The following is a 12,573-nucleotide window of genomic DNA, read 5'->3' as shown; positions in this document are numbered from 1 at the left end:
TGCTTGCCGCAGATGACCAGACCGGGTTGTTCCTTGTCCACCAGTGCCTTGAGCAGCTTGGCCACGGCCAGGGGCTGCAGCTCGACATCGGTCTCGACCAGAATGCCGCGATCGGCACCGATGGCCATGGCCGTGCGCAGGGTTTCCTGGCACTGGGCCACGCCGCAGGAGACGGCGATGACTTCGGTGACCACGCCTTTTTCCTTCAGGCGCACGGCTTCTTCGACGGCGATTTCGTCAAAGGGGTTCATGCTCATCTTGACGTTGGCGATGTCCACACCCGTGCCGTCCGACTTCACGCGGACCTTGACGTTGTAGTCCACCACGCGCTTGACAGGGACCAATACCTTCATTGCTGCGGCTCCTTAATGATTACTGCATTGACGTTTACGTAAACTGGATTCATTTTATGCGGCACTGCAACACTCTCTGCACAATTTTCCAGACAATCTGCCCGGAGAACTGCGCAGCAACCTTCGCAGGCGGACTGGCACAAAAAGAACGATCGTTCTATTTTATGCACAAGCCATGCGAAATCATGGGTATCAGATGAGCCCAATCAGGGTAATACCTAGGAATTGAGCCCATCAACGCCGTGCCTGCATTCAGACAAGTCTCACGGTAACACCGCCTGAAAGCAGCCTCGTCGTTCAAATGGACGGGCCTGAAGCACAAGACCGAGATGCACGACTGCAGCATCCACACAGATCAGCCAGCCCGGCGGACGATGGCATAGGCTTCAAGACCAGCCAGGCTTGCGCTTCTCGAGAAAAGCCTGGGCGCCTTCCTGTGCGTCGGCATCCAGCATATTGGTAGCCATGGTCTGGCCCGCCAGCTGATAGGCCGACTCCAGTCCCATCTCCCGCTGGCGATAGACCAGCTCCTTGCCCATCCTGATGGCCGTACGAGGCTTGCTCACAATGGCCCCCACCAGTTCCTCCACGGCAGCATCGAGCCGCTCGGGCTCGCTCACACGATTGAGTAGGCCGTAGTGCAGAGCCGTCTGCGCATCGATGAACTCGCCCGTCAGCAGCATCTCCATGGACTGTTTGATGGGCATGTTGCGCACCAGGGGCACACTGGGCGTGGAGCAGAACAGGCCGTACTGAATGCCGCTGGTGGCGAAGCGGGCATCGCTGCTGGCCACGGCCAGATCGCACTGCGCCACCAGTTGGCAGCCTGCAGCCGTTGCAATACCCTGCACTCTTGCAATGACTGGCACCGGCAGCTTCTGTATCGACAGCATCATGCGGCTGCACTGGGCGAACAGTTGCTGGTAGTAAGCCAGCTCCGTGAGCCTCGCCATATCCTTGAGGTTATGCCCTGCGCAGAAGGCCCGGCCCTCGGCAGCCAGCACCACCACACGCACCTGCTCATCCCTGGCCACGGCATCCAGCGCCAGCTGCAGGGCGGCGAGCATTTCGCTGCTCAAGGCGTTGAAGCGCTGCGGATCGCTCAAAGTGATGCGAGCTACGCCGCGCTCGTCCTGGCTCAGCTGCACTAAGGAATCGCTCATCGCTGTCTCCCTGCTTTCGGACTAGATATCGGCCAGTACGCGCAGATGCGCCTCCACGCTGCGCGCCAGCGGGTCCATCACATAACCGCCTTCAAGGCAGGAAACAATGCGGCCCTTGGAAAAGCGCCGTGCAATGTCCTTGATTCGCGTGGTGATCCAGGCAAAGTCGTTTTCGGTCATGCCAAGCTGACCCATATCGTCTTCGCGGTGTGCATCAAAGCCGGCACTGATGAAGATCATCTCGGGCTTGAATGCTTCGAGGCGCGGAATCCACATCATCTCGATGATTTCGCGAATGTCCATGCCCTTGGTGTATGCGGCCACAGGCACGTTCAGCATGTTGGAGGCCGGATCCTTGTCGCCGCTGAACGGATAGAACGGGTGCTGGAAGATGCCGCACATCAACACACGCGGATCACCGGCCAGGATGTCTTCCGTGCCATTGCCGTGATGTACATCAAAGTCGATCACAGCCACGCGCTTGAGATGGTGACGCTCCAGCGCATACTTGACGCCCACGGCCACATTGTTGAAAAAGCAAAAGCCCATGGCCTGGTTGCGCGTGGCATGGTGTCCGGGCGGACGCACGCTGCAAAAGGCGTTTTCCAGTTCTCCGGCCAGCACGGCATCGGTAGCCGCCAGTGTGGCGCCCGCAGCGCGCAAGGCGGCCTTGAAGGTGTGGCGGTTGATGGAGGTATCGGTATCGAGCTGCCTGTACTCAGGCCCGCCGGCGGCCAGTTCCTGCTCCAGCCTGTCTGTCAGGCCCTGCAGGGCGGCAATGTGCATAGGGTCATGCGCCAGCTCAATCTCTGCCAACGAGGCCAGCGGCACATTGCAGCGCTCCAGCGCATCGCCCACGCCACTGACCAGCAGCCTGTCTTCTATCGCATCCAGCCGCGCCGGGCATTCAGGGTGGCCCGGCCCCATCTCGTGCAACCAGCAATCCCGGTGGGTGAAATAACCTGTCTTGCCCACAGTCATGTCTCCGCTATCGCTTATTTAGGATATGTTTCTGCCATGCATGCACAGAACACAATTAATGCGCTTTTGAGTCAGCTTAACACGGTGATGGAGGGCAAGCCGGATCAGGTCAGAGACGGTGTCGCCTGTTTGCTGGCAGGCGGTCACTTGCTGATCGAAGACGTTCCCGGTGTAGGCAAGACCACCCTGGCCCATGCGCTGGCACGCAGTTTCGGCCTGCAGTTCTCGCGTGTGCAGTTCACTGCCGACCTCATGCCCAGCGACCTCACGGGCGTCTCCATCTACGACCGCGGCCAAGAGGCTTTTGTGTTCCACCCCGGGCCGGTGTTTGCCCAGGTGTTGCTGGCCGATGAAATCAACCGAGCCAGCCCCAAGACCCAGAGTGCGCTGCTGGAAGCCATGGAGGAACGCCAGGTCACCACCGAGGGCAAGACCCACAGCCTGCCGGCCCCCTTCTTTGTGATTGCCACCCAGAACCCGCTGGAGCAACTGGGCACCTTTGCACTGCCGGAAAGCCAGCTGGACCGATTTCTCATGCGCATCAGCCTGGGCTATCCCTCGCGCGATGCCGAGCGCAAGCTGCTCGCGGGCAACGGCCGCCGCGCCGCTGCCGATGCGCTGCTGCCCGTCATCTCCCAGCAGGAGCTGCAGCAGTTGCAGGCTGCGGCACTGGCCGTGCACGCCAGCGAGGCCCTGCTCGACTATGTACAGGATCTGATTGCCGCCACACGCAACGGCCAGTGGTTTGCCCAGGGCCTGTCTCCACGCGCAGGCATTGCGCTGCTGCGTGCGGCCAAGACCATCGCGCTGATGGAAGGCCGCGACTATGTGGCGCCAGACGATGTACAGGCCATACTGCCCCAGGTAATTGCTCACCGTCTGGTTCCCGTAGGCCATGCCGGCCGTGGTGCCGTGGAGCAGGTGCGCGCCATGATGCAGACCGTTGCGCTGTCTTGATGCCGATGGACTTCGCCATGAATCTCGCAGCATGAAGCGCCCGGCATCAAAGGGCAAACGGCCAGAAGCTTCCAATATCCTCCAGCGGTTCTCTCCCCGCGCCAGGGTTCGCGAGTGGATGTTTGCACGTCTGCCGCGCAGCGACCAGCTCACGCTGACCCAGGGCAATGTCTACATCCTGCCCTCGCGCGCGGGCTGGGCCATGCTGACCACGCTGATCGTGCTCTTGATAGCAGCCATCAACTACCAGCTCAATCTGGGCTATCTGCTCACGTTTCTGTTAGCAGGCAGCGCTGCCGCCAGCATGGTTGTGGGCCATGGCAATCTGCGCGGTCTGCAACTGAGCCTCGGCGGCGCAGGTTCGCAAGGCAACGCATCGGGCGGCTGTTTTGCCCACGCACCCTGCCCTATGCATATCAGTCTGCGCAATGCCCGCCGCTCGCGCCGCTGGGGCATAGGCCTCGCCTTGCACCAACCCCGGCAAAGCGCTGATCACTCTGATGCCTGGACCTGGGTCGATATCCCCGAGCAGGGCAGCAGCGCCGTGCAGCTGAGCTTCATGCCCACGCGCCGCGGCCGGCAGGAGCTGCCCGCCGTCTCCATACTCACTCGCTACCCGCTGGGCGCATTTCGCGTCTGGGCTCTATGGAGGCCCCAAACCGAAGTCTGGGTCTACCCCGCACCTGAAACCCATGCCCCGCCGCTGCCAGCCGCCAGTCCCGAAGCCGGCGGCCGCAGCAGTGCCCAGGTGCGCAGCGGTGATGAATTCGATGGCGTGCGCAGCTATCAGAATGGCGACCCGCTCAAGCTGGTGGTGTGGAAGAAAGCGGCTCAGTCCTTTGCAGCAGGCGGTCACCAATTGGTCAGCCGCGACCGCCCCATGGCCCACCATCACCGGCTCTGGCTTGATGCGCGCCATACCGGCCTGGCCGACCATGAGGCGCGTCTATCCCGCCTTGCCGCCTGGGTGCTGATGGCTCAGCAGCAAGGCCGCACCTGGGGCCTGCGCCTGCCGGGCGGCCAGGAGATCGCACCGGCCAGCGGTGCACAGCACACCACGCGCTGCCTCGAGGCATTGGCCGCCTGCCCATGAAAAAACACAGCACCCACGCTCTCCGCGGCGAGTGGTCACTGCCCGTCCGCAAGACCAATCCTCATCCCGAGGGAGCCCGGCGATGAAGAACACCGCAACCTTCGGCCGGCCCATACAGGGCAGCTGGCGACAGCGCCTGACGGCCCTGCCGCGCGATGCACGAGACACCCTGTTTCTGCTCGCCGTCATCGCCTGGATCATGCTGCCGCAGATCCAGCACACCGCCTGGTGGACCTGCACCTTTGCCGCAGCCCTGTTGCTATGGCGAGCACGCCTGGCACTGACGGGCGCCCCCCTACCCGGCCGCTGGGTGCTGGCGGGCACGCTGGCCGTTGCCATTGCAGCCACCTGGGCCACGCACAAGACCATTGTGGGCCGCGATGCCGGTGTGACCCTGATCGTCATGCTGCTGGCGCTCAAAACGCTGGAACTGCGCGCCCGGCGCGATGCCATGGTGGTGTTCTTTCTGGGCTTCTTCGTATTGCTCAGCAATTTTTTCTATTCCCAGTCCCTGCCCACCGCCGTGGCCATGATCCTGGGACTGATGGGCCTGCTCACGGCTCTGGTCAACGCCCATATGACGGCGGGCAAGCCGCCATTGATGCAGGCACTGCGCACCGCGAGTTGGCTTGCACTCTGGGGTGCGCCCGTGATGGTGGCGCTGTTTCTGTTCTTTCCGCGCATGGCTCCGCTATGGGGCGTACCGTCCGACGATATGGCAGGCCGCTCGGGCCTGTCCGAAAACATGCGTGTGGGCGAAGTCGCCGCGCTGGCTCTGGACGATAGCGTGGCCCTGCGCATCCGATTCGATACTCCCGGAGGCCAGGAGCCGCCCGCCAGCACCCTGTACTTTCGCGGCCCCGTGCTTAGCCAGTTCGATGGCCGCAACTGGCAGGCCGACCCTGTGCTTGACGCCATGACCATGCCTCAGTTGCGCGTGAGCGGTGAGCCCGTTCACTATCAGATGCTGATCGAGCCCAGCAAGCGCCGCTGGCTGACACTGCTGGACGTCGCCAGGGCCGAACCCCTGATTCCGCCCGGCGCCTCGGTAGGCAGGCTGCGCATGAGCTCCAGCCTCCAGTGGCTGAGCTGGCGCCCGATTACCGATGTGCTGCGTGTCGATGCCCAAAGCTATCTCGACTTCAGCCATGGACCGCTGCAGCTCACGCCCGAGCTCAGGCGCTATCTGCAGCTGCCGGCCGGCAGCAACCCGCGCACACAGGCCCTGGGCCAGCAGCTGCTGGCCGAGTTGCGGTCCCAGTCAGGTGCCAGCGCTGACACGGGCCAGTTGATTGCAGCAGCCCTGCAACGCCTGAAAACCGGCGGCTACACCTACACACTGGAGCCCGGCGTGGTGGACAGCGTCCACACCGCCGATGACTTCTGGTTCGACAGCAAGCAAGGCTTTTGTGAACACATCGCATCAGCCTTTGCCGTACTCATGCGCGGCATGGGAGTCCCCGCGCGCATCGTGACCGGCTACCAGGGTGGCGACCGCAACAGCGTGGACAACTACTGGACCGTGCGTAACAGCGATGCCCATGCCTGGACCGAAGTCTGGATTGCCGGCCGGGGCTGGGTCCGTGTGGACCCGACGGGCGCTGTTGCACCCAGCCGGGTCGGCCAGTTCCAGCGCCTGAGTGCCCCCCCTGGTGCCTTTGCCAGTGCCGTTGGCAACTTCGTCGATACCGGCACGCTGGAGAAGCTGCGTGCCGTCTGGGAGGCCGTCAACAACCGCTGGAACCAGTGGGTGATCAACTACACGCAAAGCCGTCAGCTCAATCTGTTGCAGAGCCTGGGCTTCGAGTCGCCGAGCTGGACGGATCTGCTGCGCCTGCTGGCGGGCAGCTTGAGCGCTCTGGCGCTGCTATGGCTGATCTGGGCCCGCGCCACACGACCACAGCGCGATGGCTGGGCTCAGCTCATGCACACTGCCAGGCTGCGGCTGCAGCGCGCCGGCATTGCAAGTGACACCAGCAATTCCGCGCGCAGCCTCTCGCGCCGCGTGCAGGAATGCTGGGCCGAGGAATCAGCATCCGCGCCCCTGGCTGCGGCCTTATCCGACTGGCTGCTGGACATGGAGAGGCTACGCTATGCACCATCCTCCAGCACCGAAGCCAACGAACTGAAGACCTTGCGCCGGCGCTGGCGATCCATCCTGAAGCAGCGCTGGCCCCAAACCATCAAGAATTAAAAACATGAGCATCCACCCTAATCAGAGCAACCGTTTCAGCACTAGAACACTTAGCACTCTGGCCCTGTGCCTGCTGACCGCCGGCGCCATCGCCGCACCGGCCAAAAAGGCCGTCCGCAAGGCGGCACCGGCAGCAGCAGTCACGGCTGCAGCCGCTACAGCCGTGGCCTATGCCGGTCGGAGCGACGCCATGCAGCTGGCCGACGAAATCGCTGCCCGCCGCGATCTGCCTGTCGACTGGGTGCGCGCACAACTGAGCGAGGCACGCAATCTGCCCGTGGTCACACGCCTGATGACCCCGGCTGGCAAGACCTTTGTGAAGAACTGGACGGTATACCGCAGCCGCTTCATCGACCCGGTACGCATACGCGCCGGCGTGCAATTCTGGCAGGCCAACCGCCAGGCGCTCGCGCGTGCCGAGCAGCAGTTCGGCGTACCCGCAGAGATCATCGTCGGCATCATCGGCGTGGAAACCATTTACGGCCGCAACATGGGCAACTTTCGCGTGATGGATGCGCTGGCGACGCTGGCACTGGATTTTCCGCAGGCCCACCCTCGTGCACAGGCCCGCAGCGACTACTTCCGTGGCGAGCTCGAGCAGGTGCTGGTCACGGCCAGCCGCACGGGCAGCGACCCGTTTGCCCTACGTGGCAGCTATGCAGGCGCCATGGGCCTGGGTCAGTTCATGCCCACCAGCTGGGACAAATACGCAGTCGACTTTGACGGTGACGGTCGCATTGACCTGTTCAACAGCGCCACCGACGCCATTGGTTCGGTCGCCAACTACTTCGTCAGCCACGGCTGGAAGCCGGGCCTGCCGACGGCGTTTACCGTGGAAATGCGCGCCCAGGGCGAGAATCTGGCAACCCTGCTGGCACCCGATATCAACCCCACGTTCACGGCCGCGCAGATGGCAGAACGCGAAGTGCGGGTGCTCGGCGCCGACAGCTATGAGCGTCCACTGGCGCTCATAGAGCTGAAGAACGGCAGCTCCGGCCCCACGGAGTACATCGCAGGCACCGAGAACTTCTACGCCATCACACGCTACAACTGGTCGGCGTTCTATGCGCTGTCGGTGATAGAGCTGGGGCGTGAGGTGCATGATGCCTATCTGAGCAGCCAGACCGCTGCGGCCACACGAAACTAAGCAGCATCTGTATCAATCGCTTTACCATAAAGCGATTACAGCTATTAATTCAGAAGCAATCCTCTGCCTTCATAGCGCTTGCTCTGGCAGGGAGCAGGCTGCTGCTCCCTGGCGAAGGCAGATGGCTGTGCTAGAGCATGACCCGGAACCGGTAGATTGAAATGCGGCAATCGTCGGATGCAGACGCCGAGAGCGGTAGTGCCGCCCGGTGAGGACCAGGATGCCCGGGTGATGCGGTGCTGGCGACCGGTCGAGGGCTTGCAATACAGGTCAGCATCCGCGGGACAGGGTTGCGCAAACGCTGGCTGCGGCCTTGGCCTCGTCGGGAATCATAAAAGTCAGGCTCCCGGAACGGCCGATGCCATCACACTCGTGATCCCGGGACTCAAAAATCTCTGGCAACTCAATGGCCGCCTGTAGTCAACAGCGAGCAACGCACACCAGACGCAAAAGCCGGAAGATTGACGCTGTCGGCTTGCATGTGTTCAAGCTCCCTTTCAGGGCCTGCATCATGGGCTGCCATAAAGGGAGCAGGCCGCATCTAGTGATAGCTCATCATGTAGCCGACCGTGCCGTTGGCAGTACCGGCCCTCACATTGGACGCCGCGCGGCCTGCCACCAGCGTGTAGTAGGCTTTCATGTGGATATTGGCTTTGCCGCGGGTCATGGACGCATTGATCGTCTGGCTGCCTCCCGAGAAATCGACAGGCTCCGAACCATTCATCAGCATGATCTGTACGTTTTGGACGCCACCGGTCAAGCCAATGCCCTTGCCCGAGGCGATGGCAGGAGTCAACGTCAGCTCGACCGCCACGCCTTCCAGACATTCCAGCTGCATATTCATGTCGACCGGCAAGGCCGTGATGCTGCCACCGGCGGATGTCGTGGGAGCAGCTTCCGTGCCCAATGCATGGACAGAAACTGACCCCATGCTGTAAGTCATGCCGCCGCTGGTTCGCACTGCATTGTTATCGCGCAGAACGCATGAATCGGTGGTGACCGAACCCATGAAATTAATAAGACCCGCAGCGCCAAAGGATCTGGCTTGTACCTGGACTGCCACCGTCAGCCCGAGGATGGAAACAATGGCACTGCGAAGGAGAAATTTCTTCATTTGTCAGAACTCCTAAAAGAGGCATCGGTGAAGACGGATCACCTCGCCCCCGGTCACTCATGTGCGCCGCCCTAAACAGCACACTCGTCAAGATGAACATGCATCAAGGCCCCAATATGAACACGCTCCCATGCCAGATGTAATTAGTTGCAACAAGCTTCTTGAGTGTTATCAAAATGGGATGAGAAATAGATAGCCGCCTGATCTCAGGCTGACTTTCGCAGTCAAAAATCCGAACTTTGCCCACTCAATCCGACGGGGCCGATGCATCTTGTGCAGCGCAAGAAGAGCCCTGCAGGCTGACAGACTTGCGCCGCCTTTGCCAAGCAGCTCGCGCACTTGAAGCAAGTCAATGAGCTTCACCGTTGTGCGACATATGAAATCCGTTCGCCGCACAGGGCTCTTCACAGACGCAGGCTCCGATTGAGAGATGTGCAAGAACCGTGCAAAGACCGGCTTTGGCGGCGGCGCTCGCAGGGAGCTGTTCAACAGCACCATCGATGTCATGGATTTGGTCGCAGACTGCTTCGCCAATCACAGGCCATCAACACACGCGCCAAGGGCGGGAATCCGGCAACTCCGATGCCGCCAAATCAATCCCTGCACAGAAGGGGAAGATGCGCGCTGCCGTCGACAGCCATGAGCGTTCACAGGCATTGATCGGGCTGAAAAAACGGCAGCGCCGCCCCCACGAAGTACATCGCGAACAACGAGGGCTTGCGCTTCGTCACCCAGTGCCGAATGCGCTGTCGATGACCAACGAAGGCGCGAGGTGCGTCAGGCCAAACTGATCAGGCAGTCCGCCTGAGCCATGAAAATTGAATCAAATTGGATTCAATCGCTTTGCCAGCATACGTCAGCAGCTACCTATTCAGTAGCATTCCAACGATTCAGAAGCGCTTCATCTGGCACTGGCCTGGCATTTCGGCCCTGGCCGCCGCAATCTCGCGCACGACCTTGAAGCCGTAGCCCGAGCCTTCCACATCGAAGTCCACGCCGGCACTGCCTTGTTTTTCCATCATGCCCACCACCAGAGACTGCTGAAACTGGTGGTCTGCCGCCCGCATGCTGCCCGAACGGCCCGCCATCTGCACCCTGGCATGCTCCATGGCGTGGGCCACGGCGACGGTGTCCGTGCTGCCCGCTTTTTCTAGGCTCTGTGCCAGAGCCTCGATCATGAGCTGCATGCGCATATGCACATAGTCGTCCTGAGGCCTGGGAAAGCGCTGGCGGAAGGTCTGATAGAAGGCCCGACTCTCGGCCGTAGGCACATTGGGCAGCCAGTCGGCCACGGCCAGCACCTTGCCCACACCGGCATCACCCAAGGCCGCCGGGGCGCCCAGGGCATTGCCGTAGAAGGTGTAGAAACGCCCTTCGTAGCCGGCCTCGCGCGCAGCCTTGACAAGCAGCATCAGATCGTTGCCCCAGTTGCCGGTGATCACGGCCTGGGCACCGCTTTGCTTGATCTTGACCGCATAAGGCGCAAAGTCCTTGACGCGGCCCACAGGGTGCAGCTCGTCGCCCACGATGCGCACATCGGGGCGCTGCACGGCAAGCTGGCGCCTGGCCTCGCGCAGCACGGCCTGGCCAAAGCTGTAGTCCTGCCCGATCAGATAGGCGCTGTGCACGGCCTTGTCGTCCCTGATGACCTCCATCAACGCAGCCATGCGCATATCGGCATGGGCATCAAAACGGAAATGCCAGAAGCTGCAGCGCTCGTTGGTCAGCGCCGGGTCCACGGCCGAGTAGTTCAGATACAGCACGCGGCGCGAAGGGTCGCGGCTGTTGTGCTTGTCGATGGCGTCGAGAAGCGCTGCCGCCGTGGCCGATGAATTGCCCTGCATGATGATGCGCGCACCATTGTCTATGGCTGAGCGCAGCGCCGACAGCGCCTCTTCATTCTGGCCTTTGCTGTCATAGCGCTCTATCACCAGTTCATGCAGACCGTCGGCCAAGCGCACACCACCACGCGCGTTCACCCGCTCGGTCGCCCACAGCAGGTTGCGGAACACGGCCTCGCCCGTGTTCGCAAACGGCCCCGAAAGGCTCTCCACCAATGCCAGCTTGACAGGCTGCGCGAACCCGGCCCTGGCTGCCGCCGCCACAGCGCCAGCAAAGCCGAACGGCGCGCATAGTAGTGGCAACTGCAGGTATTTCAAGGCATCACGGCGTAATTTATTCATCAGAAAAACCTCTTGAAATGCGCTTGCCACCACCTACCTATGAGTCAAGCGGCAACAACGCAAGCCGCGCAGTTTAAAGGAGTTAAACACCATGTTCTTCGCCCCTGTGATGAGCCGTAATACCTTTGCATCCCCTCGCGCCGCCGACTTGGCCCTGCAGCGTTTTCTGCAGGAAACCCTGGGCGCTGCAAGCCCCGTACAACGCCAGGTTCAGGTCAGCCGCGATGACAAGTTCACCACGCTGACCCTGGATGTGCCAGGCCTGGCACGCGAGCAGCTCAAACTCTCGCTGGAAGGCTCTGTCGCCAAGCTTGAAAGCGTGGAAAGCGCTGCCCGCCAGGTCAGATACACCTGGGATCTGGGCCATGAAATCGATGCTGCCAACAGCAAGGCCAAACTCGAGCATGGAGTGCTCACGCTGACCCTGGCCAAGCTTGAGCCCCAGAGCAAGGCCGTGACGCTGAGCATCGAATAAGCGCTGCTTTTCGCCTACCGGTCTGCCTCATCCTTTCTTCCATCTCCTCTTAGCGGGGCCGACCGGAAAGCACAAGCCCGCAATGCCAAGGCGTTGCGGGCTTTTTTCGTGTCAACGGCATGGCCGATTCCGGGAGGTGAGCCGATTCGGCGCCTTGGCCTACAGGCGCCGGCTGCCGGCGCATGTCGCGCTGCCATCTTCGATTCCTACACTGTGGGTTCAGTCGGATGCGCCACTGCCGCACCGCTTTCCAACCCGTTTGAGGAATTCACCCATGGCAAAAGTGCTGGTTCTCTACTATTCCATGTACGGTCATATCGAAACCATGGCTCAGGCCGTGGCCGAAGGCGCGCGCAGCGTCAGCGGTGCCGAGGTCACCATCAAGCGCGTGCCCGAGACCATGCCCGAGGATGTCTTCAAGAACGCAGGCGGCAAGGCCAATCAGGCCGCAGAGGTCGCCACCCCAGCCGAGCTGGCCAACTACGATGCCATCCTGTTTGGCGTGCCCACGCGCTTTGGCAATATGCCGGGCCAGATGCGCAGCTTTCTCGACCAGACCGGCGGTCTCTGGGTCAAGGGTGCCTTGATCAACAAGATCGGCAGCGTCTTCACCTCGACCGGCACCGGCGGCGGCCAGGAAATGACGACTACGACCACCTGGGCGACGCTGGCCCATCACGGCATGATCATCGTGCCGCTGGGCTATCCGCTGCCCGAACAGACCAATCTGAGCGCGGTCAAGGGCGGCAATTCGCCCTATGGGGCGTCGACGATTGCGGGCGCCGACGGTTCGCGCCAGCCGCATCCCGACGAGCTGAGCATTGCCCGCTACCAGGGGCAGAACGTGGCAAAACTGGCCGTGAAGCTTGCCGGATAAGCGCAGGCAGCCATGAAAAAAGCAGCCACCCGGGCT

At 61.9% G+C, this 12,573-nt stretch carries 11 protein-coding genes; 6 read left to right on the top strand and 5 right to left on the bottom strand.

From position 1 onward, the window contains the following. The 3 genes from DJFAAGMI_RS23980 to DJFAAGMI_RS23970 all read right to left on the bottom strand — a co-directional run. A partial coding sequence (locus DJFAAGMI_RS23980) for an electron transfer flavoprotein subunit beta/FixA family protein (protein ID WP_211459740.1) occupies positions 1-353 on the bottom strand: 353 nt, incomplete at its 3' end. Between the two features lie 386 nt (positions 354-739). Continuing rightward, positions 740-1,516: an enoyl-CoA hydratase gene (locus DJFAAGMI_RS23975; protein WP_211459738.1), complete on the bottom strand. Its 777-nt coding sequence runs from the start codon at positions 1,514-1,516 to the stop codon at positions 740-742. A gap of 21 nt (positions 1,517-1,537) precedes the next feature. Continuing rightward, positions 1,538-2,497 (bottom strand): histone deacetylase family protein, encoded by a 960-nt coding sequence (locus tag DJFAAGMI_RS23970; protein ID WP_043004825.1) that lies wholly within the window; start codon positions 2,495-2,497, stop codon positions 1,538-1,540. 36 nt (positions 2,498-2,533) lie between these two features. Between DJFAAGMI_RS23970 and DJFAAGMI_RS23965 the strand changes: the two genes are divergently transcribed. The 4 genes from DJFAAGMI_RS23965 to mltB all read left to right on the top strand — a co-directional run bounded on the left by DJFAAGMI_RS23965 (position 2,534) and on the right by mltB (position 7,888). After that, positions 2,534-3,454, top strand: a complete 921-nt coding sequence (locus tag DJFAAGMI_RS23965) for an AAA family ATPase (RefSeq protein ID WP_211459737.1) — start codon at positions 2,534-2,536, stop codon at positions 3,452-3,454. A gap of 31 nt (positions 3,455-3,485) precedes the next feature. After that, complete coding sequence (locus tag DJFAAGMI_RS23960) at positions 3,486-4,547, top strand: DUF58 domain-containing protein (protein WP_211459736.1); 1,062 nt, start codon at positions 3,486-3,488, stop codon at positions 4,545-4,547. An 82-nt stretch (positions 4,548-4,629) separates the two neighbouring features. Then, positions 4,630-6,741: a transglutaminase TgpA family protein gene (locus tag DJFAAGMI_RS23955; RefSeq protein WP_211459735.1), complete on the top strand. Its 2,112-nt coding sequence runs from the start codon at positions 4,630-4,632 to the stop codon at positions 6,739-6,741. 4 nt (positions 6,742-6,745) lie between these two features. Continuing rightward, on the top strand, positions 6,746-7,888 hold the full coding sequence (mltB, locus tag DJFAAGMI_RS23950; RefSeq protein WP_211459734.1) for a lytic murein transglycosylase B: 1,143 nt from the start codon (positions 6,746-6,748) through the stop codon (positions 7,886-7,888). Positions 7,889-8,429: 541 nt separating this feature from the next. Here the strand turns inward: mltB and DJFAAGMI_RS23945 are convergent. Both DJFAAGMI_RS23945 and DJFAAGMI_RS23940 read right to left on the bottom strand, forming a co-directional pair. Then, positions 8,430-9,002: a fimbrial protein gene (locus DJFAAGMI_RS23945; RefSeq protein ID WP_211459733.1), complete on the bottom strand. Its 573-nt coding sequence runs from the start codon at positions 9,000-9,002 to the stop codon at positions 8,430-8,432. Between the two features lie 890 nt (positions 9,003-9,892). Then, on the bottom strand, positions 9,893-11,185 hold the full coding sequence (locus DJFAAGMI_RS23940) for a branched-chain amino acid ABC transporter substrate-binding protein (protein ID WP_211459732.1): 1,293 nt from the start codon (positions 11,183-11,185) through the stop codon (positions 9,893-9,895). A 91-nt stretch (positions 11,186-11,276) separates the two neighbouring features. Here DJFAAGMI_RS23940 and DJFAAGMI_RS23935 point away from each other — a divergent pair, with 91 nt between their 5' ends. Together DJFAAGMI_RS23935 and wrbA are read left to right on the top strand one after the other, a co-directional pair. After that, complete coding sequence (locus DJFAAGMI_RS23935; protein ID WP_211459730.1) at positions 11,277-11,660, top strand: Hsp20/alpha crystallin family protein; 384 nt, start codon at positions 11,277-11,279, stop codon at positions 11,658-11,660. 274 nt (positions 11,661-11,934) lie between these two features. After that, entirely contained in the window at positions 11,935-12,537 is a 603-nt protein-coding gene (gene wrbA / locus DJFAAGMI_RS23930; protein ID WP_211459728.1) for an NAD(P)H:quinone oxidoreductase, read from the top strand. Positions 12,538-12,573 lie beyond the last annotated feature (36 nt).

It is taken from the genome of Comamonas brasiliensis, assembly GCF_018292285.1.
Classification (GTDB): Bacteria; Pseudomonadota; Gammaproteobacteria; order Burkholderiales; family Burkholderiaceae_C; genus Comamonas; species Comamonas brasiliensis.
Note: the sequence above shows the minus strand (reverse complement) of the source record. Positions and strands in the feature narration are given on the sequence as shown.